This window comes from Humibacter antri, assembly GCF_054777235.1.
Map to the genome: position 1 here is coordinate 110,286 of NZ_BAAHAW010000019.1, position 22,905 is coordinate 133,190.

At 66.1% G+C, this 22,905-nt stretch carries 18 protein-coding genes; 16 read left to right on the forward strand and 2 right to left on the reverse strand.

Annotated features, from left to right (window positions below; genetic code table 11):
• Positions 1–47 precede the first annotated feature (47 nt).
• From ACYVDK_RS06900 to ACYVDK_RS06940, 9 genes are all read left to right on the forward strand, one after another.
• Positions 48–4,619 (forward strand): FtsK/SpoIIIE domain-containing protein, encoded by a 4,572-nt coding sequence (locus tag ACYVDK_RS06900; protein WP_460519892.1) that lies wholly within the window; start codon positions 48–50, stop codon positions 4,617–4,619.
• 189 nt (positions 4,620–4,808) lie between these two features.
• Positions 4,809–5,135 (forward strand): hypothetical protein, encoded by a 327-nt coding sequence (locus ACYVDK_RS06905; RefSeq protein ID WP_460519895.1) that lies wholly within the window; start codon positions 4,809–4,811, stop codon positions 5,133–5,135.
• Positions 5,119–6,684 carry a putative T7SS-secreted protein gene (locus ACYVDK_RS06910; RefSeq protein WP_460519898.1) on the forward strand — a complete coding sequence of 522 codons (1,566 nt, stop codon included), beginning with the start codon at positions 5,119–5,121 and terminating at the stop codon, positions 6,682–6,684. Before ACYVDK_RS06905 ends, ACYVDK_RS06910 begins: the two co-directional genes overlap by 17 nt.
• Positions 6,685–6,700: 16 nt before the next feature.
• Positions 6,701–7,291: a hypothetical protein gene (locus tag ACYVDK_RS06915; RefSeq protein WP_460519901.1), complete on the forward strand. Its 591-nt coding sequence runs from the start codon at positions 6,701–6,703 to the stop codon at positions 7,289–7,291.
• On the forward strand, positions 7,288–7,923 hold the full coding sequence (locus tag ACYVDK_RS06920; protein WP_460519903.1) for a hypothetical protein: 636 nt from the start codon (positions 7,288–7,290) through the stop codon (positions 7,921–7,923). Before ACYVDK_RS06915 ends, ACYVDK_RS06920 begins: the two co-directional genes overlap by 4 nt.
• A complete protein-coding gene (locus ACYVDK_RS06925) occupies positions 7,920–8,573 on the forward strand; it encodes a DUF3592 domain-containing protein (RefSeq protein ID WP_460519906.1) in 654 nt (217 codons plus the stop codon). Before ACYVDK_RS06920 ends, ACYVDK_RS06925 begins: the two co-directional genes overlap by 4 nt.
• A 253-nt stretch (positions 8,574–8,826) precedes the next feature.
• A complete protein-coding gene (locus ACYVDK_RS06930) occupies positions 8,827–9,126 on the forward strand; it encodes a WXG100 family type VII secretion target (RefSeq protein ID WP_460519909.1) in 300 nt (99 codons plus the stop codon).
• Between the two features lie 135 nt (positions 9,127–9,261).
• Positions 9,262–9,942, forward strand: a complete 681-nt coding sequence (locus ACYVDK_RS06935; protein ID WP_460519912.1) for a hypothetical protein — start codon at positions 9,262–9,264, stop codon at positions 9,940–9,942.
• Positions 9,935–10,732 (forward strand): hypothetical protein, encoded by a 798-nt coding sequence (locus ACYVDK_RS06940; protein WP_460519915.1) that lies wholly within the window; start codon positions 9,935–9,937, stop codon positions 10,730–10,732. Before ACYVDK_RS06935 ends, ACYVDK_RS06940 begins: the two co-directional genes overlap by 8 nt.
• Positions 10,733–11,111: 379 nt before the next feature.
• Here ACYVDK_RS06940 and ACYVDK_RS06945 read toward each other — a convergent pair whose 3' ends face one another.
• Complete coding sequence (locus tag ACYVDK_RS06945) at positions 11,112–12,098, reverse strand: LLM class F420-dependent oxidoreductase (RefSeq protein ID WP_460519918.1); 987 nt, start codon at positions 12,096–12,098, stop codon at positions 11,112–11,114.
• A 375-nt stretch (positions 12,099–12,473) separates the two neighbouring features.
• Complete coding sequence (locus ACYVDK_RS06950) at positions 12,474–13,514, reverse strand: hypothetical protein (RefSeq protein ID WP_460519920.1); 1,041 nt, start codon at positions 13,512–13,514, stop codon at positions 12,474–12,476.
• 551 nt (positions 13,515–14,065) lie between these two features.
• Between ACYVDK_RS06950 and rpsL the strand changes: the two genes are divergently transcribed.
• From rpsL to ACYVDK_RS06985, 7 genes are all read left to right on the forward strand, one after another.
• Positions 14,066–14,440, forward strand: a complete 375-nt coding sequence (gene rpsL, locus ACYVDK_RS06955) for a 30S ribosomal protein S12 (protein ID WP_170024989.1) — start codon at positions 14,066–14,068, stop codon at positions 14,438–14,440.
• A complete protein-coding gene (gene rpsG, locus ACYVDK_RS06960) occupies positions 14,440–14,910 on the forward strand; it encodes a 30S ribosomal protein S7 (protein WP_460519923.1) in 471 nt (156 codons plus the stop codon). Before rpsL ends, rpsG begins: the two co-directional genes overlap by 1 nt.
• Before the next feature lie 176 nt (positions 14,911–15,086).
• A complete protein-coding gene (gene fusA, locus ACYVDK_RS06965) occupies positions 15,087–17,201 on the forward strand; it encodes an elongation factor G (protein WP_460519926.1) in 2,115 nt (704 codons plus the stop codon).
• Positions 17,202–17,364: 163 nt separating this feature from the next.
• Positions 17,365–18,558, forward strand: a complete 1,194-nt coding sequence (tuf, locus tag ACYVDK_RS06970) for an elongation factor Tu (protein ID WP_460519929.1) — start codon at positions 17,365–17,367, stop codon at positions 18,556–18,558.
• A 363-nt stretch (positions 18,559–18,921) separates the two neighbouring features.
• Positions 18,922–20,340, forward strand: a complete 1,419-nt coding sequence (locus ACYVDK_RS06975; RefSeq protein WP_460519932.1) for a tyrosine-protein kinase domain-containing protein — start codon at positions 18,922–18,924, stop codon at positions 20,338–20,340.
• The gene (locus tag ACYVDK_RS06980) at positions 20,337–20,936 is read left to right on the forward strand and encodes a low molecular weight phosphatase family protein (protein ID WP_460519935.1); all 600 of its coding nucleotides are present in this window, start codon (positions 20,337–20,339) and stop codon (positions 20,934–20,936) included. The genes ACYVDK_RS06975 and ACYVDK_RS06980 overlap by 4 nt, the downstream gene beginning before the upstream one ends.
• Before the next feature lie 70 nt (positions 20,937–21,006).
• Complete coding sequence (locus tag ACYVDK_RS06985) at positions 21,007–22,875, forward strand: polysaccharide biosynthesis protein (protein WP_460519938.1); 1,869 nt, start codon at positions 21,007–21,009, stop codon at positions 22,873–22,875.
• The last annotated feature ends 30 nt before the right edge of the window (positions 22,876–22,905 follow it).

Consider the following 22,905-nt stretch of genomic DNA (forward strand, 5'->3'; position numbering starts at 1 on the left):
GCGGGCCGGCCGGTGGATAGGGTAAGGAAACGTCAAGGCGCTTCGGTGTGTCGTCGGCACACCGAAGCGCACTGTCGAGTCCCGCCGGGCTGCACGCCTCGGCCAGCCACCAGGAGTCCACCGGCATGCGCCTCAAGTTGACGCTCAATCGACCCTCCGGCACACCCGCCGACATCATCGTCACCGCGGATGCCGCAGCCAGCATCTCCGAGATCGCAGTGGCGATCGCACGGCTCGACCCGGTGCATGGGGGAGCGCAAGCACCGGCATCCTCATCTCTCACTCTGCATGCGGCGCTTCCGGGTCAGACCGAATGGGTGCTGCTTCCCCCCGATGCCCCCGTCGGCGAAGCTTGGATCGCCAGCGGTGCGATGGTGCAGCTCGCCGACTCGGGAACGCACTACTCGCCGAAGGGGCTCAGCCGCGGCGCCCAGATCGCCACACTGAAGGTGGTCAAGGGACCGGATGCCGGCAGCGAGTTCCCGATCACCCTGGGCACGACCGTCCTCGGTCGCGATCCGGGCTGCGACATCGTGCTGCACGACGACCTCGTCTCGAAGCGACACGTGCGATTCGAGGGGTCCGATGCGGTCGAAGTGATCGACCTCGGCAGTGCCAACGGCATCGTCGTCGACGGCGGCATCGTGCCACGACTTCGCGTCACCCGCGAGGAGACGATGCTGATCGGCGACTCCGAAGTGGTGCTGAAGATCACGGATCGCCAGGCGCTCGCCGGGGTGGCTCCGAAGGCCGGTCCGGTGTTCCACAATCGCTCGCCGAAGGTCGAGGCCCGGTACGCCGGGCAGGAGTTCGCCGCTCCCGCCGTGCCGGCCAAGAAGGAACCGCAGCCCTTCCCGCTCCTGGCGATGATCGCGCCGCTGCTGATGGGCGGCGTCATGTTCGCCATCTCCAAGCAGCCGGCGTCTCTGCTCTTCGTTCTGATGTCGCCGCTCATGATGGTGGGCAATGCGATGACCGCCAAGAGCAGGGAGAAGCGCAGGCTGAGAAAGTCGATCGCCGAGTTCGACGAGTCTCTGGCGAGCCTCACCGAGGAGCTTCAGAACGAGCGAGGCACGGAGCACGAGGCTCGTACGAAGGAGTCGCCATCGACCGAGGAGGCGATGGCGCAGGCCGTGACGAGAGGGCCGTTGCTGTGGACGAGGCGCCCCGAGCATTGGTCGTTCCTCAACGTGCGGCTCGGCGTCGGGAGCATGTCCAGTCGCAACACCATCAAGACGAGCGGGCGCGGCGAGATCCTCAAGGCCTACCAGCAGCGGCTCGACGACGTGGTCGAGGGCCACACGACGATCGACGACGTGCCGATCATCGACAATCTCTTCGACTCGGGCGCTCTCGGCATCGCCGGCTCGCCGGAGCACGCCACCGGCAGTGTCAACTCGATCCTGGTGCAGCTGACCGCCCTGCATTCCCCCGCAGAACTCGCGGTCGCGGCCATCGTGTCTCCGACCTGGTCGAGGCAGCTGGAGTGGCTGAAATGGATTCCGCACACCTCGTCTCCGCAGTCTCCCATCGAGACGGTGCATCTGGCCGACAGCGCCGCGAGCGGAGCGAACCTTCTCTCGGCGCTGGAGGGCCTCATCGACTCGCGGCTCGCCGAGAACAAGGCAGCCCAGCGTCGTGGCGCGATCCAGATGGGCTCGGCAGCCCTGGAGCGCGGTGCCGAGGTCGGCAAGGACAGCGGCTCGGAGGGCACGCGATCGGCCATCCCCGCAGTGGTCGTGCTCATCTCCGATGACGCGGCAGTCGACCGGGCACGTCTCGTGCAGGTCGCGGAGCGAGCGGCGGATGCCGGCGTCTACCCGATCTGGATCGCGGGCGACGTCGCCGCGCTGCCCGCGGTGTGTCGCACGTATCTCGAGCTCGGCGAGGAGCCCGGCCGGGGGCGCGTCGGATTCGTGCGGCTCGGCGAGAGCATCGAGAACGTCGCGACCGAAACCGTCGGCGGCGCTCAAGCGCTTGGATTCGCCAGGCGGATGGCAGCCGTGATCGACGCAGGCGCCCTGGTGGCGGACTCATCCGACCTTCCGCGCAGCGTCTCGCTCGTCACGCTGCTCGGACACGACCTCGTCGAGTCGAGCGAGGCCGTCGTCGACAGATGGCGACAGAACAACTCCATTCACGACCGCAGCGGTGAGGCGCCGACCCCCCGACGAGCCGGTTCGCTCCGCGCGACGATCGGCTCGGGCGGTGTCGACGCGATGCACCTCGACCTCCGGTCGCAGGGGCCGCACGCGCTCGTCGGTGGCACGACGGGAGCCGGCAAGTCCGAGTTCCTGCAGGCGTGGGTGCTCGGGATGGCCGCCGAGTACAGCCCGGATCGCGTGACGTTCCTTTTCGTGGACTACAAGGGCGGCTCGGCGTTCGCCGACTGCGTGAGCCTGCCGCATTGCGTCGGCCTCGTGACCGACCTCAGCCCGCACCTGGTGCGGCGCGCGCTCACCAGCCTCAGGGCAGAACTGCATCACCGCGAGCATCTCCTCAACCGCAAGAAGGCGAAAGACCTCCTCGAGCTCGAGAAGCGCGGCGATCCGGACAGCCCGCCGGCACTCGTGCTCGTGATCGACGAGTTCGCCGCCCTCGTCGGCGAGGTGCCGGAGTTCGTCGACGGCGTAGTCGACATCGCCCAGCGGGGTCGCTCGCTGGGCATCCACCTGATCATGGCGACCCAACGACCCGCAGGAGTGATCAAGGACAACCTGCGGGCGAACACGAACCTACGCGTGGCGCTGCGCATGGCTGACGAGTCGGACTCCGACGATGTGGTGGGCACGAAGCAGGCCGCGCATTTCGACCCGGGCATCCCTGGCCGCGGTGTCGCCAAGACCGGACCAGGCCGTCTCACCCTCTTCCAGTCCGGATACGCCGGCGGATGGACCAGCCGCGAGCCGGAGCGAGCCGGGGTCGAGGTCGCAGAGTTGCGCTTCGGCGGCGAGCTGCGTTGGGAGGAGCCGAACGGCAACGACGTGGATCTCGATCTCAGGCGCGATCCCGGCCCCACCGATCAGCAGCGTCTCGTCTCGGCGATGGTCGGTGCGCAACAGGCCGCCGCAATCCCGGCGCCACGCCGACCATGGCTCGACGAACTCGCTCCGGCATACGACCTGAGCCTGCTGCGCCAGCGCACCGACGCGGAGCTGCTCCTTGGCGTCTCGGACATTCCCGCCCGCCAGCAGCAGGCGCCGGTCTATTTCCAGCCTGACGTCGACGGCAACATCGCGATCTACGGCACGGGCGGGTCCGGCAAATCCACCGTGCTCCGCACCCTGGCGTGCTCGGCCGCCATCACGCCGCGCGGAGGCCCCGTACAGGTCTACGCCCTCGACTTCGGTGCAGGCAGTATGCGGATGCTCGACCAGCTCCCGCACGTCGGCGCGGTCATCAAGGGCGACGACGTCGAACGAGTGGTGCGTCTTTTCCGCACCCTGAAAGCGGCGCTCGAGGATCGTGGACCGCGGTTCGCGGCGGCCAACGCGTCGAACATCACCGAGTACCGACAGCTCGCGGGCCGACCTGACGAGCCGCGCATCCTGCTGCTCATCGATGGTTTCCCGAGCTTCCGCGACGATTTCGAGGTCGCCGCGGGTCGTGCGCCGTGGTACGAGGTGTTCCGCGACGTGCTCACCGACGGGCGCCAGCTCGGAATGCACGTGGCGTTCACCGCGGACCGGGCCGGAGCGGTGCCGAGCTCAGTCGCCTCCAACGTGCAGCGTCGTGTGGTGCTTCGTCTGGCCGACGACGGGTATGCGCTGCTCGACGTACCCGGCGACATCCTCTCGCCCTCGTCTGCTCCCGGGCGGGCGATCGTCGATGGCATGGAGACCCAGATCGCCGTGCTCGGCGGCACCTCGAGCGTCTCCGAGCAGTCGATCACGGTCGGCAGGCTCGCCGAGGCGATGAAACGCGCCGGGGTGAAGGATGCGCCGCCGATCGGCTCCATGCCGACCGCCTATCCGCAGTCGTCGCTTCCGGAGAAGTCGGGCGAGTTGCCCGTTCTCGGGATCGGGGAGACGGACTTGCAGCCGGTCGGTTTCGAGCCGACCGGGACGATGGTGCTCGCCGGGCCGCCGGCCAGCGGCAGGAGCACGGCGTTTCTCGCATTCGCGCAGGCACTGCACCAGTTCGATCCGGGTTTCCAGCTCTACTATCTGGGCAATCCGAGGTCGGCGATGGTGCGCGCCTACCCGTGGACCGAGACCGCGACCACGGTGGAGGAGGTGGGCGGCATCGCCAAGGACCTTCTCGGTGCTGTGACCGACCCGGGTGCGCTCGATCGGTACGGCATCTTCATCGAATCGATCGGTGACTTCCTCCAATCGTCTGCGGATGCCCCGCTCGTCGAGCTGATCAAGGCGGTGCGGCGCAGCGATCACTTCCTGCTCGCGGAGGGCGAGACGAGCGGCTGGGGATCGAGCTGGGGTCTGATGGCGGAGGTGAAGAACGGGCGTCGGGGTCTTCTGCTGCAGCCCGAGAGCATGGAGGGGGATCTGCTGCTGAAGACCCCGCTGCCGCGCTTCGCACGGAGCGAATTCCCTCCGGGTCGCGGCATGTTCATCGCCAAGGGCACGTCCGAACGCGTGCAGGTGCCGCTGCCTGCATGAGGCGATCGAGTGAGGCCATGCAGTGAAGTGATGCAGTGAGGCAATGCAGTGAAGCCATGGGGAGTCCTCCCCATGGCTTCGCGAATTCCACGGCCGATACGATTCCTATGCGCTCCCCGCGACGCAGGTTCCGGGTGAACCGCGCAGGTGAACCGCACTGGCGAACCACACAGGGGAAGAGGAGTTGATGTGACGGATCTGAAGATCACCGACGGCATCCTCGACGAGCTGCAGTCCGGGCTGAAGTCGATCGTCGACCAGCTTCGTGACTCCACGAAGTTCTCGAGCGAGATCGGCGACCTCGTCGGGCACCATGGGCTGTCGGGTCACGTGCACGACTTCGCGAGCGACTGGTCGGTGCACCGCGGCAAGATGATCGACGGAACCACCGGCATCCACGATCACGTCGCCGTCATCAACACCGGCTTCACCCAGGCGGACACCGACCTGGCGAAGGCCTTCGACCAGCCGGCAGACCAGCACACGGAAGGGGCAGGCCATGGCCGGGCCGAGTGAGCTGGCACCGCTTCCCGGTGACCCGACCGCGCTGAAGTCGAAGGCGGACGGCCTGTCGGCCGCGGCTGAGCAGATCCAGTTGGCCATCAACCACCTGCGCAAGCTGGCCGACCGCGACGAGACGGTCAGCCTCGCGATCGACTCCGTTCGCGGCAACGCCGGCGACGTGGCCGACAACATCACCAAGGCGCAGGTGCGCTATGCGGGCACCGCGCAGGCCCTTCAGGACTATGCGCCGAAGCTGGAGAGCGCACAGCAGCGAGCGCTCCGTGCGATCTCGGCCTACAACGGTGCACAGCAGCAGGTGAGCTCGGCGCAGTCGCACCTTCACCAGCAGCAGGAGCAGTACGCGCAAGACCAGGCGAACGCTCCGACGCCTGCACCCGGCGCCGAGCCGGCCAAGCCGTTCGGTCAGACCGCCGACGGCAGCAAGGCGAATCAGGCCGTCAATGACGCGAACGGCGCGGTATCGGATGCCCTGGGCGAGTACCACGCGGCGATCGCCGAAATCGACGATGCGGCCCAGATCGCGATCTCGCAGATCAAGAAGGCGATCAGCGAGAGCGGTCTGAACGACGGCTTCTGGGACAAGCTGGGGCATGCCCTCGCGAGCGCGTGGAATGATGCCGTCGCGTGGGCGAAGAAGTACCTCGCGCCCGTTCTCGATGTGATCCAGAGGGTGGCGGCGGCCATCGCCGATATCGGCGGTTACATCTCGATGGTGCTGAACATCCTCGCGGTGTTCATCCCCGTGCTCGCCCCGCTCGCCGCTGCCGTCGACATCATCGTGCTCGCCGCGGCGGCCGTGTCGTTCCTCACCACGGCGGCGCTCGTCGGCCTCGGCGATCGATCGCTCGGAGACTTGCTGAACACGGGCATCACGCTTGTGGCCTCGGCGCTGCCGATCAAGGGCGACGCTGCGGCGCTGACCAAGGCGGGCAAGCTCACCGGCGTGGCCGAGAAGCTCTCCAGCGGCAATCTCGGCAAGGTCATCGACGTCGCCGACAAGCTCAACGGCCCGCTGGACAAGTTCGCGAAGTTCGCAGGCAAGGGCGGTGCGGCGCTCGGCGAGAAGGCCGGCTCGAAGTACCTGGGCTTCCTCGGCTCCGGCAGGGCGGCGGACTACGCGGCGGCGGCGTTCCACGGAAGCCTCGAACACGGCACCTCCCTCGACCGCGCCGGGGCGAACGCGATCGCGCAGTACCGCCACGGCATGAACGAGGCGATCACGGATGTCACCGGCGGCGTTGCGGAGAAGGGCACCTCGGCCGTGATCAACACGACGATCACCTCGGCGACCAACAACGCGGGCACGGCCCTCGACAACGTCTGGAACGGCAACAACATGCCAGGGCACAACTACTTCCAGACGCACAGTGCGCTCGACATCCAGCCGCTCATTCCGAATGTGCAGATAGTCTCCGGGTCCGCGCCGTCCTCGCTCGGCGGTCTCAACCCCGTCAACATCTTCGAGGCGGGCAAGGGGCTCACGGTGGGTGCGCCCACGGCGTTGGCGCATGCTGTGACGGGTACGGCTACGCTCAAGTGACGTTGTGAGGAGTTCCGTGGCGCTGCAATACACCTGCCTGATCCAGTCGCAGTGGTTCGAGGCGCCGAGGACTGCAGAGGAGTCCGCAGGGCTCTCCGCGGAGCTCGATCGACTGGTGGAGACGCCGGATGCCAGGGCGACCCTCGAACTCGCGGCCGAACGGCTCGTGCAGCAGGTCGCGAAAGACGACCACCCCGATCGTCACACCTGGGGTGGCGTCGGAGACCGCGCACTCGGCGACATCTCGGCCGTGATGACCATAGAACCGGTCAAGGCGCGCGGAGTCGATCTCGACCAGTTCCTCACGGCATGGACGCAGGCAGATCCCGGCGAGGGCCTCGATATCTGGTTGCGCGACTTTCAGAAGAAGGAGATCGCCGGCCGTCGTGCCGTGTCCGGGCACGAGATCCTCCAGGCGCCCGAGGGTGAGAACGGCGAGCGCATGCTCACCGAGACATACCGCGCAGCGGTCGCGGCTCCCGGCCTGGCCACGTTCATGCTCGTGACGATCACGACCGATGACCTTTCGATCTTCGACGACATCGTCGGCTACGGGGACACGGTGGCCGAGACATTCGAGTTCGAGACCGCAAGGGGAATGGCATGAGCGGTTCAGCGACGTCTCCCGGAGTGCAGATCGTGCTTCCGGGCAGCTGGTGGAAGATCCCGGTGGGCGACGAGCAGGCCGCAGCGCGTGCCATCCACGCCCTGGCCGACAAGGTGACGAAGCGCATGGACGCCTTCGTGCGTCTGCGTCGAGACCTCCGCACACAGTTGACCGAACTCGCCGACACGGCCCGGGATGGCGGGGCCGACCAGGTGTTCCTGGCGCTCGAGATCGTTCCGGGGACCACCCTGCCGATGTCGCTCGCGCTCTTCTGGCCCGACATCGACGTTCTCGGATCGACGCCATCGAAGCCGGCGTCGGTCGTCGCACTCGTGCGTGAAGCACTTCAGGCCCTCCCTGATGCCGCCGAATACGCGGACCAGGAAGAAGTGATGCTCGGTGGCACGCAGACCTGGCGACGGAGTAAGACCATCGTGCATCCCGCCGACGGTGACGTCGGCGAGTACGAGACCTTCGTCGTCGACTATTGGGTGGCCGTTCCGGGCTCGCAGAGGGTGGCGCTGCTGACGTTCTCGACAACGATCCCAGGGGAGCGCGAACTCCTGCTTCAGCTGTTCCGGGTTATGGTCGAGTCGATGCGATGGGATGATGACGCGAGCGACGACTCGTGACGCAATCGAAGCCGAAGCCGAAGCCGAAGCCGAAGCCGAAGAAGGCTGGTCCGGGCTACATCGCGACAGTGGTCGTACTGGCACTGGGCGCTGTGTTCTTCATCGGCGGGCTGGTTCCGCTGATCGGCCAGATGGTTCTCGCGTCGCATTCGTCGGCGGCGACTGCCGTCGTCGTGGGCGACCGCACTCACCCCTCCGGAGGGAAGGGCGGATGCGGTGGTCCGGCCTACTACCCGGTGGTCGCTTTCGACGCGGGCGGAAGCAAAGCCACAGCGACGCTGAGCAATAAGCTCATCTGCACGGCCCCGGACAGGGGCGCGTCGATTCACGTCATCTACGACACGACGAACCCCTCCAACGCCGAGTTCCCCTCCGCGTCCGAGAACTGGGTGTGGCCGATGGTGGCGCTCGTGCTCGGTGCCCTGCTCGTCGTCGGGGCCGCCGCAATGGCCAGGTCCACCCGTAAGACCCGGGCCGCGATCGCCGACGGCGGGCCGATTCCCGGCAGCAAGAGCCAGGCGAAGAAGCGGGAGAGAGCACGGGAGCAAGACCTCGACCGCCGCGCCTCCGACTATGTGCAGACTCTCGCGGAGCAGCAGAAGGACGCAAGCGGTCAGCATCCTCGCCCCGAGCATCCGGAGTCTGAGTAGTTCGGAGTCTGGATAATTCAGGGTCTGAGTAATTCTGGGTAGTTCGGAGCCTGCGCATCCGGGGCCTGCGCATCCGGAGTTCGGGCATCCGCCATCCAGGCATTCAGGCGTCAGTCGTTCCGGCGCATGCACGCAGCCACGGCAAGCACGGGCATGGGTACCACTCCCCATTTCATCGCCTTGGTGGCCTGCGATAGCGTCGATTCAACGAGGTCGGCCCAACGGGGGCGGCCGGAAGACCAAGGAGAATCCCATGGCGAACATGAACGTCACCTACGGCGACATGACGAGCGCGGCCGGCCGTCTCACCAGCGGCAAGGAAGACCTCGTCTCCAAGCTCCACGAGCTGCAGACGCTGGTGAACCAGCTGGTGAGCGAAGGCTTCGTGACCGACTCGGCATCCGGTGCGTTCCACGATTCGTACACGCAGTTCACCACTGGTGCGACGAACGCCGTCAACGGACTCGACGGAATGTCGCAGTTCCTCACCAAGGCTGCCGACACGCTGCAGCAGACCGACTCGTCGCTGGCATCCAGCGTCGGCGGACACTAGTCGCCCGGCCGATGGCCGGGTACGACGTGAGGGCCGTGATGCGGAATCGAATCCGCATCACGGCCCTCGTGCGTTCCCGTGTCGGTCTCGCCGATACCCTGTACTGTTCGCGGCCTGTGCACGGGAGGTGATGGCGTGGATTACTCGGTGAACCCGTGGTGGGTCTATCTGCTGGCCGTCGTCGGCACGTTCGCGCTCGTCATCGGGCTCCCGCTCGGGGGGATCGCGGCCAGTTCCCGCCGAGCGAGGCGGCAGTCAGTGGTCGTGAAGAAGGGAACCGTCTGGGTGACGGATGCCGCATATGGCGGTGAGCGCAGCATCCCGGCGGAGCAGATCGGCACGGTCGTCTACTTGCCCGCGCTCGAACCGCAGGCGACGATCGCGCCGCTGACCTCCGTCCCGCTCGCGGTCTCGAACTCGGCGCAAGGTGAGGACTACCGTGCCGCTCAGGCCCGGGCGCTCGGCAACGGGGCGAACATGTTCGCCACAGGCGGCCTGGTCATCTTGAACACGAAGGGCCGCATGGTCGGTCACGTCGCGTACGAGGTCGGGTCGAACGCACCTCTTTCGACCGTGTGGAAGCAGATCCCCGCGCAGAACTACGTGCAGGCGCCGTTGAACGGGGCGGGGAGCGGATACTCGCGTGCGGCCTTCAAGCGGGCGTTCCCGCGCGCACTGCGGTTCGGGCAGCTGTGGGGTGCCACGCGCTGGACCTGGACCGTGCTCGGGCTCGTCTTCGTCGCGGCGCCGGTTCTGGCGGCACTCGTGGCGTTCGTGTGCATCTTCATAGCGACCTGGATCGACGTGAATGGCTGAGATCTCCAACCCAGGCGCCGGCGACGGCACGGAGCACGCCGGTGGTAACCGGCCGGGTGAGACACCGCGCGCGCAGCCGACACCGGAGGGCGTCAACCTGCTGGGAACGCCGCAGCGCGTTGCCGAGAACAAGGATGCCGCCCGCCGGCGCTACGCGGTCGGCCCGTTCGGGCAGACCTGGCTGTGGACGATCGGGATCATCTTGTCGTTGACCGGCCTCTACAAGCTCCTGGCCGGGCCTGCACTCGCGGCGACGCTGCCCACGGCGCAGGGGACCGTGCTCAGCTGGATCACGATCCCGGCGAGGACGATCACGTATGCGCCCAAGATCTCCTACCAGGTCAGCGGCATGACGTACCAGTTCGTGGCCGGATCCACAGTGTCGACGTTGACGAACGCCCCGAAAGTCGCCACCGTCAGCTACGTGCCGTTCGACCCTTCGGTCGCGATCTGGAACAGCGGCGACTGGTGGTCGTCGTTCACCGACGTCTATCTGATGGTGACCGTCATCCTCGGTCTCGTCCTGTTGTGCGTCGCGATCTACCAGCGCCGCATTCGGCACTACTGGGTGGCGAAGAATCCGGATGCGGGGGCCGCCGGCCATCGGGTTCTGATCGGGGCAGGCATGCTGCTGGCGGTCGTCGGCTTCGCCTGGCTGGCAGCCGGATATCTGTCGCCGGCGTCCTGGTTCATCCCGCCGGATCCGAATGTCATCGCCGCCTTCATCGCGGCGATCGGAACGGCGCTCTTGGCGACCGGCCTGCACTACCGCAGGGCCGGCGGCCGCTGACCCGATGCCCGCCTCGACGTCGAGGACCGGCGTCGCAACCCCCTACGAACAAGACCGGCGTCGCGCACTCTACGAACAAGACCGGCGTCGCGCACTCTACGAACAAGACCGGCGCCGCGCACTCTACGAACAAGACCGGCGCCGCGCACTCTACGAACAAGACCGGCGTCGCGCGCCCTGCGAAGAGGACCGGCGCCGCGCACTCTGCGAAGAGGACCGGCGTCGGGTCCTTTACGACGAGGATCGGCGTCGCGTCCTTTACGACGAGGATCGGCGTCGCGTCCTTTACGACGAGGATCGGCGTCGCGTCCTCTACGACGAGGACCGGCATCGCGCCCTTCTACGAAGAAGACCGGCGTCGCGGCCCCTGCCGGTGCCGTCATGCGAGAGCGGGAACGACCTCACGCTCGAACAGCTCCCAGCCGGAGGTGTCGTAGGCAAGCTCCGGGAAGTAATGGATGCTGTACGCAAGTCCGTGCTCGGCCCGCCGCTGCAGCCGCTCCACCACCTGCTCCGGCGTGCCGAAGGCGTCTGAACCGAGGTACTCCTGCTCGATCCGCGCCGTACGCTCGTCACCGAGGTGGGGACGCAGACGCGCGATGACCGCATCCAGCCGGTCTCTGGCCTCCTGTTCGGTCTCGGCCACGATCGTGTTGAAGTTCGACGAGCGGGTGATCGATTCGAAGGCGCGTCCGAGTGCTTCGCAGTGTGTGCGCAGCACGTCCGACTTGTGGTCGAACTCGTCGAGCGAGCCGGTGAAGTTGGTGTAGTCCGCGTACTGCGCTGCGATCTTCAGCGTGACCTTCTCGCCGCCGCCGGCGATCCAGATCGGGATGCCGCCCTCCTGCAGAGGCTTCGGGCGCACGATCGCACCGTCGACCTGGTAATACCGCCCGTCGAGGGTCGCCGTGCCCGTCGTCCACGCCTGCTTCATGATGTCGACGCCCTCGCGGAGCATCCGGAGCCGGTCGGGCACCTCGGGGAATCCGTAGCCGTACGCTCGCCACTCGTGCTCGTACCAGCCGCCGCCGATGCCCATCTCGATGCGGCCACCCGACACGTGGTCGACGGTGGCTGCCACCTTGGCCAGGTACGCCGGATTGCGGTACCCCATGCAGGTGCACATCTGCCCGAGACGGATGCGCTTCGTCGACGCCCCGAATGCCGACATCAACGTCCACGCCTCGTGCGTGGCCTCTTCGCTCGGCATGGGCGTGGTGTGGAAGTGGTCGTATACCCACAGGGATTCCCAGGGGCCGGCATCGGCCTTCTGTGCGAGCTCGCGCATGACGGGCCACTGGTCGGCCGGATCGATGCCGACGAGGTCGAATCGCCAGCCTTGGGGGAGGAAGGTTCCGAATCGCATGCTGCTCACGTTAGCGACCGGTGCACACCAGTTGGGGCGGCTGGCGTTGGGCGAGACCGAGGCTGCCAACCGGCGTCCCACTTGTGCGGCCCCGCCCGCCGCGTAGCGCCCTCGCGCGGCGCCGCTCGCCGCGTAGCGCCCTCTCGCGCGGCGCCGCTCGCCGCTTAGCGCCCTCTCGTGCGGCCTCGCTCGCCGCTTAGCGCCCTCTCGTGCGGCCTCGCTCGCCGCTTAGCGCCCTCTCGCGCGGCGCCGTCCCGCCGCCCGTCGCTCTACCGCGGAGTCCGGTGCCGCCGCGGCGCCCCCTTGGGTGCCCCACCGGCGTCGAAACTATGAGGTTCGGCCGAGACTATGAAGCTGTGGCCGGGACTACGAAAATTAGGCCGAGACTACGGTCAATGACCGAAGTCTCGATGCGGCATCCATAGTCTCGGTGGAACCTGCGCGCAGATCGCGACCACTCGGAGGCGGGAACGAGCGCGGATTGTGGCTCAGCGTCGCGAGCATCCTGGCATCTTGCGGTCGGATGGGTTGCAGGCCTGCGTCACGAAGCTTGCGGTCGAGTCGTTCCGGGTGGAGGTCGTCGCTGAAGTCCCATCGTGCGAACCCGCCTTCGTTTCGCCGGAGGCGGTCTTCGCGCTGCTTCTCCGCGACGAGGCGATTTTCTGACTTCTTGATGTCACCTGTGTGGTACTTGCCGTAACCGTCGGACTCGCCGATAAGGCGGCGCGCGCGCCAATAGAAGTCGACGCGGTCGGTGACGCCTTCGTAGTGGAACTCGATCTGAAGCTCCGGCCGCGGGAAGCCCAGCCAGAGGAGCACGATACGCCCGACGGACTCCGCCACGGACTCCGCGAGCGGGTTCGCTTCGGCCAGAACCCATTCCAGTTGGCGAATTCCTCGTTTCCAACTCTGGGTGCGAGCCCGCTCCAGCAATGCAGATGTCGTTACCCCAGGAGCAGCCGCGCGCAACGCCGCATCCATGACCGCGATCGCGAACGCCGGCGGCAGCACCCGGGCCAGGTCCAGGACGGTGTCGGCGATGTCGACCGCCGCTCCTTCTTCCCTGACCGTGATAGCCCGATGGTCGGCGAACGTGTGGAACGCGAGGCCGGCCGAGGACGTGGAGTGAGACTGCGGCCACTTGTTGAGCACGTGCACGTACCTCGGCTCGCCGAATATCGGAAGGCCTCGTAGGCTCGCCGACGACTCGAGGCAGAACACGCTACCTGGGCGGACGAGTCGCACGGCGTGCACGCGTGCGAGGTATCGATCCCAGGGAGGCAGCGCTTCCCACTCGGCTTTTGGCGCGTACACCCCGGAGTGCACACGCGTGAACGACGAGTCGCGGCGCAGGGGTTTGCCTACCGCCCGACCGGCGAGCAGGAGAGTGATGGGAGACGGAACGAACTGCGCCATGTGTCGATGCTGGAGCGCCGCGGATGCCCGTCGAACCCATCCTGCTAGATCTGTGGATAACCCACGTGCTGCGGATAAGGCGTGCGCAGGCCCGCGCATCCCGCCGACGGCGCGTCCGCGCATCCCGCCGAGACTACGAAACTCACGCCGAGGCTATGGTCGAAGTCCCAAGTCTCGGCGCAAGTTCATAGTGTCGCGACCGGATTCGTAGTGTCGGCGCGGATTCGTAGTCTCGACGAGGGCCGGTGCGCAGACGGGCGGGCCGCCGCGCATTTGGAGCGCCACGCTGCGTCGAGTAAGCTGTTGCGGGTGTGCGCTCTGTGCGCGCTTGAACCGTGCCCGCCGCCCAGGCGGACGAGGGACCAGCTCAATCCGAAACCACACTGTTCAGGGAGCCCTGCATTCGCGGGCCACCCCCACGGCATACCCACCACACTAAGAGGCCGCCCCCGGGCGGCCGAGCAAAAGAGGTCGCTGTTCTGCGGCATCCGGTGGGTCGCGATGTGAAAAGTCATCAACGCTGTCACCGTGCAGCACAACTAGGAGAAACAGTGCCAACCATTCAGCAGTTGGTCCGCAAGGGCCGCACGCCCAAGGTCTCGAAGACCAAGGCGCCGGCGCTCAAGGCCAACCCGCAGCAGCGCGGCGTGTGCACCCGTGTGTACACGACCACGCCGAAGAAGCCGAACTCGGCGCTCCGCAAGGTCGCCCGCGTCAAGCTCTCCAACGGTACCGAGGTCACCGCGTACATCCCCGGTGAGGGCCACAACCTGCAGGAGCACTCGATGGTGCTCGTGCGCGGCGGTCGTGTGAAGGACCTGCCCGGTGTTCGCTACAAGATCATCCGTGGCGCCCTCGACACCCAGGCCGTGAAGAACCGCAAGCAGGCTCGCAGCCGCTACGGCGCGAAGATGGAGAAGAAGTAATGCCTCGCAAGGGTCCCGCTCCCAAGCGCCCCGTCGTCGCCGATCCGGTCTACGGCGCTCCGGTCGTCAGCCAGCTGGTGAACAAGATTCTGAAAGACGGCAAGAAGTCGCTCGCCGAGAGCATCGTCTACGACGCGCTCGAGGGTGTCTCTTCCAAGAACGGTCAGGATGCCGTCGCCACGCTCAAGAAGGCGCTCGACAACGTGCGTCCCACCATCGAGGTCAAGAGCCGCCGCGTCGGCGGTTCGACCTACCAGGTGCCGGTCGAGGTCAAGCCGCACCGCGCGAACACCCTCGCGCTGCGCTGGCTCACCAGCTACGCGAAGGCCCGTCGTGAGCGCACGATGACCGAGCGTCTCATGAACGAGATCCTGGATGCCTCCAACGGTCTCGGCGCCGCCGTCAAGCGTCGCGAAGACACGCACAAGATGGCCGAGTCGAACCGCGCCTTCGCTCACTACCGCTGGTAGCAGCCGAAGGCCGCAAGGTCGGCGCAGTGACCATCCACCCCGTTGCCGGAACAATTCCCTCCCGTAACGGGTTGTAACTGTACGGACGCACGGGGCGGCAGGATGCCCCTTCCCCGCCCCGCGCGCCGGCTCAGTCGGCCGGCAACTCACACCAATCTTTCTCCGGAGGAATCCCCGTGGCACAAGACGTGCTCACCGACCTGAAGAAGGTCCGCAACATCGGCATCATGGCGCACATCGATGCCGGTAAGACCACCACGACCGAGCGCATCCTGTTCTACACGGGCGTCAACCACAAGATCGGCGAGACGCACGACGGCGCCTCGACCACCGACTGGATGGAGCAGGAGAAGGAACGCGGTATCACGATCACGTCTGCCGCTGTCACGTGCTTCTGGAACAAGAACCAGATCAACATCATCGACACCCCCGGCCACGTGGACTTCACCGTCGAGGTGGAGCGGTCCCTGCGCATCCTCGACGGTGCCGTCGCCGTGTTCGACGGCAAAGAGGGCGTCGAGCCCCAGTCCGAGACCGTGTGGCGTCAGGCCGACAAGTACAACGTTCCGCGCATCTGCTTCGTCAACAAGATGGACAAGCTGGGCGCCGACTTCTACTTCACCGTCGACACCATCGTGAACCGCCTGGGTGCCAAGCCGCTCGTGCTGCAGCTGCCGATCGGTAGCGAGAACGACTTCGTCGGCGTCGTGGACCTGATCGAGATGCGCGCCTTGGTGTGGCCGGGCGACGCCAAGGGCGACGTGACCATGGGCGCCCACTACGAGATCGAGGAGATCCCGGCCAACCTCAAGGAGAAGGCCGAGGAGTACCGGCACGCACTGCTGGAGACCGTCGCCGAGACGAGCGACGAACTGCTGGAGAAGTATTTCGGTGGCGAGGAGCTCACGGTCCCCGAGATCAAGGGCGCCATCCGCAAGCTCACGGTGAACAACGAGATCTACCCCGTGCTGTGCGGCTCGGCGTTCAAGAACCGCGGCGTCCAGCCGATGCTCGACGCGGTCGTCGACTTCCTGCCCAGCCCGCTGGATGTTCCTGCCGTGCAGGGCCACGACGTGCGCGACCCCGAGAAGGTGCTGGAGCGCCACGCGGATGCCAAGGAGCCGTTCGCCGCGCTCGTCTCGAAGATCGCCGTTCACCCCTTCTTCGGTCGCCTGACCTACATCCGCGTCTACTCGGGTCACCTGGACTCCGGTGCGCAGGTCATCAACTCGACCAAGCAGAAGAAGGAGCGCATCGGAAAGATCTTCCAGATGCACGCCAACAAGGAGATCCCGGTTCCCTCGGTGACCGCCGGCCACATCTACGCGGTGATCGGCCTGAAGGACACCACCACCGGTGACACGCTGTGCGACACGCACGACCAGATCGTGCTCGAGTCGATGACGTTCCCGGAGCCTGTGCTGAAGGTCGCGATCGAGCCGAAGACGAAGGCCGACCAGGAGAAGCTGGGCACAGCCATCCAGAAGCTGGCCGAAGAAGACCCGACGTTCCGCGTCGAGCAGGACCAGGAGACCGGGCAGACCGTCATCGGCGGCATGGGCGAGCTGCACCTGGACATCCTGGTCGACCGCATGAAGCGGGAGTTCCACGTCGAGGCCAACGTCGGCAAGCCCCAGGTGGCGTACCGCGAGACCATCCGCAAGACCGTCGAGCGTCACGACTACACCCACAAGAAGCAGACCGGTGGATCCGGCCAGTTCGCGAAGGTGCAGATCGCCCTCACGCCACTGGAGGTCACGGCGGAGACGACGTACGAGTTCGAGAACAAGGTCACGGGTGGCCGCGTTCCGCGCGAGTACATCCCCTCGGTCGACGCGGGCATCCAGGATGCGATGCAGGTCGGCGTGCTCGCCGGCTACCCGACCGTTGGTGTCAAGGCGACGCTGCTCGACGGTGGCTACCACGAGGTGGACTCGTCCGAGATGGCGTTCAAGATCGCCGGTTCGATGGCGTACAAGGAGGCCGCTCGCAAGGCCAGCCCTGTACTGCTCGAGCCGCTGATGGCGGTCGAGGTGCGCACACCCGAGGAGTACATGGGTGACGTGATCGGCGACCTGAACTCGCGCCGTGGTCAGATCCAGGCCATGGAGGATGCTCAGGGCGTGAAGGTGGTGCGCGCGCACGTGCCGCTGTCGGAGATGTTCGGCTACATCGGAGACCTTCGTTCGAAGACCTCCGGCCGGGCCGTCTACTCCATGTCGTTCGAGAGCTACGCGGAGGTCCCGAAGGCTGTGGCCGACGAGATCATCCAGAAGGCCAAGGGCGAGTAGCACCGGCCGGTCCCGTTGGTTGAGCTTGTCGAAACCAGCGAATCGAAACCGTCGAGTTCGACCCGCCAGCAACATCCCGTAACATATATCTGATCCCCGTAGAATGTCCGGCCGGTCAACGCCGCCCGCAGCTTCTACACGAGAGTCCTGAGGAGGACGCACAGTGGCTAAGGCCAAGTTCGAGCGGACCAAGCCGCACGTCAACATCGGAACGATCGGTCACGTCGACCACGGAAAGACGACGCTTACTGCGGCGATCTCGAAGGTGCTCGCTGACAAGTACCCGTCGAATGTGAACGTCCCCCGTGACTTCGCATCCATCGACTCCGCTCCCGAGGAGCGCCAGCGCGGTATCACGATCAACATCTCGCACGTCGAGTACGAGACCCCGAAGCGCCACTACGCGCACGTCGACGCCCCGGGTCACGCCGACTACATCAAGAACATGATCACCGGTGCCGCTCAGATGGACGGCGCGATCCTCGTGGTCGCGGCGACCGACGGCCCCATGGCACAGACTCGTGAGCACGTTCTGCTCGCCAAGCAGGTCGGCGTGCCCTACCTGCTCGTCGCGCTGAACAAGGCCGACATGGTCGACGACGAGGAGATCCTGGAGCTCGTCGAGCTCGAGGTTCGCGACCTCCTGTCGAGCCAGAGCTTCGACGGGGACAACGCTCCCGTCGTGCGTGTTTCGGGCCTGAAGGCTCTCGAGGGCGACGAGAAGTGGACGCAGTCCGTCCTCGACCTCATGGACGCCGTCGACGAGTCGATCCCCGACCCGGTGCGCGACCGTGACAAGCCGTTCCTGATGCCGATCGAAGACGTCTTCACGATCACCGGCCGTGGCACCGTCGTGACGGGCCGCGCCGAGCGTGGCACGCTCGCGATCAACTCCGAGGTCGAGATCGTCGGCATCCGCCCGACGCAGAAGACCACGGTCACGGGCATCGAGATGTTCCACAAGCAGCTCGACGAGGCGTGGGCCGGCGAGAACTGTGGTCTGCTGCTGCGCGGCACCAAGCGTGAGGATGTCGAGCGCGGCCAGGTCGTGGCGAAGCCCGGCTCGGTCACGCCGCACACGCAGTTCGAGGGCACCGCGTACATCCTGTCCAAGGACGAGGGTGGACGCCACAACCCGTTCTACGCGAACTACCGTCCGCAGTTCTACTTCCGCACCACCGACGTCACCGGCGTGATCTCGCTGCCCGAGGGCACCGAGATGGTCATGCCCGGTGACACCACCGACATGACGGTCGAGCTGATCCAGCCGATCGCCATGGAGGAGGGCCTCGGCTTCGCCATCCGTGAGGGTGGACGCACCGTCGGCGCCGGAACGGTGACCAAGATCATCAAGTGAGTCGGGAGGGCTCAATGCGCGAAGCGCGTTGAGCCCTCACGACTCAGATCGAGCAGGCGGCGAAGCCGCCATGTCGAGATCTTGACTCGGTCGGGACCTCGGACGAGATCTCGATTCGGTCGGGACTTCGGACGAGATCTCGACCAAGTCGAGACCTTCGGACTCGATCTCGAAAGGGGCCAGGCCTTCGGGTCTGGCCCCTTTTCGCGTGTCACGAGTGTGGACTTTCGTGGTGAAGCCTCGGAATCAATGTCCGGAAAGGTAATCTGAGCCCGGAGCCGTGTACCTGCATCCGCGTTTGGGGCGCGAGAGAATGCGCAGGCTTTTCACGGAACGGGTCGTAAGTTCGGGGGTATTGGCGCGTTGGAATTACGTGACTATCTGAGAATTCTTCATAAGAGCTGGATCCTCATCGTGGCGTGCATCCTCGTCGGTATCGCTATTGCGGCTGGGTATTCACTGGTCGCGACGAAGCACTATCAAGCCAAGACAGAACTCTATGTCTCGGTACGCAACGGAACCGGCGGCGCCAGCGATCTCGTGCAGGGAACGAGCTTCGCTCAGCAGGCGGTGACCAGCTATGTGAGTGTCGTCAGCAGCTCCCTCGTACTCGATCGGGTGATCAAAGATCTCGACCTGCACACGACGTCGAGCCAGCTCGCCGGGAGGGTCACCGCGCAGTCCCCGCTCAATACGGTGCTGATCGACATCACGGTGACGGAGAACGATCCGGCGTTGGCGGCGAAGATCGCGAACTCCGTTGGCCAGAACATGGCATACGTCGTCAGCAACCAGCTGGAGAAGCCGGCGGGCGGCGTCAGCCTCGTGAACGTTCAGACTGTGCAAGAGGCCATGGTGCCGACGGCTCCCTCCAGCCCGAACGTCCCGCTGAACCTCGTGCTCGGTCTGCTCATCGGCCTCGCGGTGGGCGTGGCGGCCGCGATCATGCGCAGTGTGCTCGACACACGCATCCACTCGTCCCACGACGTCGAGCAGATCACCGATCGCCCGATTCTCGGTGGCATCAGCCTGGACCCGAACGCACAGAAGCGTCCGCTCATCGTCCATACCGATCCGCACAATCCACGCGCAGAGTCGTTCCGCAGCCTGCGCACGAACCTGCAGTTCGTCAACGTCGGTGACCACCCGCGAAGCTATGTGATCACCAGCTCGGTGCCCGGAGAGGGCAAGAGCACGACGGCTGCGAACCTCGCGATGACTCTCGCCGAGACGGGCGCCAAGGTCGCACTCGTCGACGCCGATCTTCGGCTGCCGAAGATCGCAGAATATATGGGCATCGAGGGCGCCGTCGGTCTTACCGACGTGCTCATCGGGCGTGCGGAACTGGCCGACGTCATTCAGAAGTGGGGTCGTGCGCAGCTGTACGTATTGCCATCGGGACGCATTCCGCCGAACCCGAGTGAACTTCTTGGATCGCGATCGATGGCCAAACTGCTCGAGACTCTCACCGGCACATTCGACTACGTGCTGCTGGACACGCCGCCCCTGCTTCTGGTCACGGATGCCGCGGTCGTGAGCAAGATGACCGGTGGCGCCATCATCACGGTCTCGTCGGGCAAGACGAAGAAGAACGAGCTCGCCGGGGCCGCGCGTGCTCTGGAACACGCGGGAAGTCGGCTCGTGGGCCTGGTGATCACGATGCTGCCCACCAGGGGGCCCGATTCGTACGGGTACGGCCAGTACGGCTACGGAATCGACCACGACCCCGCAGAGGAAACTCCGGCGAAGCCCCGGGCATCACGCAGGACAGCGCGGGCATGAGCGAGTTCCGCATCCTCGTGGTCTGCACGGGGAATGTCTGCCGGTCACCCTTGGCCGAGCAGTTTCTGCGTTCGCTGCTCGCCGGGATGGACGTTCGGGTCGGCAGCGCGGGCACCGAGGCCCTGGTCGGGCGGCCCATGGACGACCGAGCTGCGAGCTACGCGGAACGGTTCGGGGGAGATCCCGGCTCGCACCGCGCTCGGCAGCTGACGGTGGAGCAGATCAGAGACGCCGACCTCGTGCTCACCGCCGAGCGGGAGCATCGTCGTCGGGTGGTGGAGTCCCTGCCGCGGGCATCCCACTTCACTTTCACGTTGCGCGAGTTCGCCCGTCTGCCCGCCACGCTCAATATCGACGATGAGGCAGAAATAGCCGCCGGAGACGATGCCGGCGCACGGGCGAGCACCCTGATCGCGATCATGGCATCCAATCGCGGCGTCGCGGAGCTCCTCGAGAATCCTGACGATGACGACGTGGTCGACCCATTTCGGCAGAGCGACGAGGTCTACGAGGAATCGGCGCGCGTCATCCTGGAGGCGGTGCAGTCGGCGGCGACCGCAGTGCGTCGGGCCATGTCGGCGCCCGTTCCGCACTAGCACCGAGCCGCACAGTGTCTATAGGGCGCTCACCGTGGCGTCCGTCATTCATTGCAGTAGGGGGACTGAAATGAATCACAAGTTGTTCAGCGAGCGCGTTCGGGTAGAGACCGCTCGCCGCGGCTCGTCACTGGCCGTGCGGTTCGGGTCTCAGGTCGTGATCGACGGGCTCTCGTGGATCGTCGCGGTGCTCGTGGCGATCGAGCTCAGGTACGACGGGGCGATCACGCAGACCTCCTGGCCGACGGTGGTCGTTCTCTGTGCCGTCTTGGTCGTCGTGCAGGCGATGACCGGTGCCGGCTTCTCGCTGTACCGCGGTCGCTACACCTACGGCAGCTTCGAGGAGGTGCGAGCGCTCCTCTACACGGTGCTCATCACGGCGCTGATCTGCGGGATACCCCTTGCGATCATCGGCACGTACGTCGGCCTCGCCCGCAGCATCGTCTTCGGCGCGCTTCCGTTCGCATTCGTACTCATGGGAGCGGTGCGCTACGTCAAACGGCTGTATGTGGAGAAGCTGGGCCGTCCTGGGGTGAACGCGAAACCGACCCTCGTCTATGGCGCGGGTGAGATGGGTGCGAACCTCGTGCGGCGGATGCTGGCCGACAAGTACTCATCGTTGGTTCCGGTCGGGATCATCGATGACGATCCGGCGGTCAGGGCGCGGCAACTGCGCGGTGTACCGGTGCAGGGCACAGGAGAAGAGCTGGCCGCAATCGCTGAGCGAACCGGCGCCGAGGTGCTCATCGTCGCTGTCGCTCGCGCAGATGCCAAGTTCCTGCGCACGGCAGCTGACAAGGCGGCGGCCGCGGGCCTCGAGGTCAAGGTGCTTCCCACGCTCGACGAAGTGCTGATGGGCAAGCGTTCGCCTGCCGACATCCGTGACATTGCGATCGAGGACCTGATCGGCCGTCATCCGGTGGAGACGGATGTCGCCTCGATAGCCGGATACATCACAGACAGGCGCGTCCTGGTCACCGGTGCCGGGGGATCGATCGGCTCCGAGCTGTGCCGCCAGATCTCGCGCTTCGGCCCCCGCGAGCTGATCATGCTCGACAGGGATGAGACCGGTCTGCAGGGAACGCAGCTCAGCGTCTTCGGCCACGGACTGCTCAACACCCCTGATGTCGTGCTGGCCGACATCAGGGACAGTGCGGCACTCGGCGAGATCTTCACGCACCGTCGCCCCGAGGTCGTCTTCCACGCAGCGGCGTTGAAGCACCTCCCCATGTTGGCGCAGTATCCCGACGAGGCGTGGAAGACGAACGTCCTTGGCACGCTCAACGTCTTGCGCGCGGCGATGGATGCCGGCACCACAGTCTTCGTCAACATCTCCACGGACAAGGCGGCCAACCCGACGAGCGTTCTGGGGCATTCGAAGCGCGTCGGTGAGAAGCTCACGGCTTGGGCGGCGGAGAGAGCCGGCGTTCGATACCTCTCGGTGCGATTCGGCAATGTGATCGGAAGCCGTGGCTCCATGCTTCCCACTTTCCAGAGCCTCATCGAGTCCGGAGGCCCGCTGACGATCACCCATCCGGATGTGACGCGCTACTTCATGACCATTCCAGAGGCGTGTCAGCTCGTCGTGCAAGCCGGTGGCATCGGCGAACCCGGAGAGGTGCTGATCCTCGACATGGGCGAGCCGGTGCGGATCCTCGACATCGCGGAACGGATGATCGCAACGAGCGGCAAGGACATCGAGATCGTGTTCACCGGACTTCGCGACGGTGAGAAGCTGCATGAAGATCTGGTGGGCATCGACGAGAGCGACATGCGACCCAAGCATCCGAAGATCTCGCACACCCGCATCATGCCGATGGCGCCGGACCTACTGGACCATGTGCGCTGGGAGCACCGACTGCGCACGAATGGGGCCGATACCGCGGTGCTGGATCGAGTCGCTGCACACGTTTCAGCAGGAACGCGGACTCTACGGTGAGCAGCTGGGTCAGGGCAGCGCGCCGCTGCC

Coding starts and splice junctions, on each gene's coding strand:
- ACYVDK_RS06910 (WP_460519898.1), top strand. CDS start 5,119: ATGGCCGGGCCGAGTGAGCTGGCACCGCTTCCCGGTGACCCGACCGCG.
- ACYVDK_RS06920 (WP_460519903.1), top strand. CDS start 7,288: ATGAGCGGTTCAGCGACGTCTCCCGGAGTGCAGATCGTGCTTCCGGGC.
- ACYVDK_RS06930 (WP_460519909.1), top strand. CDS start 8,827: ATGGCGAACATGAACGTCACCTACGGCGACATGACGAGCGCGGCCGGC.
- ACYVDK_RS06940 (WP_460519915.1), top strand. CDS start 9,935: ATGGCTGAGATCTCCAACCCAGGCGCCGGCGACGGCACGGAGCACGCC.
- ACYVDK_RS06945 (WP_460519918.1), bottom strand. CDS start 12,098: ATGCGATTCGGAACCTTCCTCCCCCAAGGCTGGCGATTCGACCTCGTC.
- ACYVDK_RS06950 (WP_460519920.1), bottom strand. CDS start 13,514: ATGGCGCAGTTCGTTCCGTCTCCCATCACTCTCCTGCTCGCCGGTCGG.
- rpsG (WP_460519923.1), top strand. CDS start 14,440: ATGCCTCGCAAGGGTCCCGCTCCCAAGCGCCCCGTCGTCGCCGATCCG.
- ACYVDK_RS06980 (WP_460519935.1), top strand. CDS start 20,337: ATGAGCGAGTTCCGCATCCTCGTGGTCTGCACGGGGAATGTCTGCCGG.
- ACYVDK_RS06985 (WP_460519938.1), top strand. CDS start 21,007: ATGAATCACAAGTTGTTCAGCGAGCGCGTTCGGGTAGAGACCGCTCGC.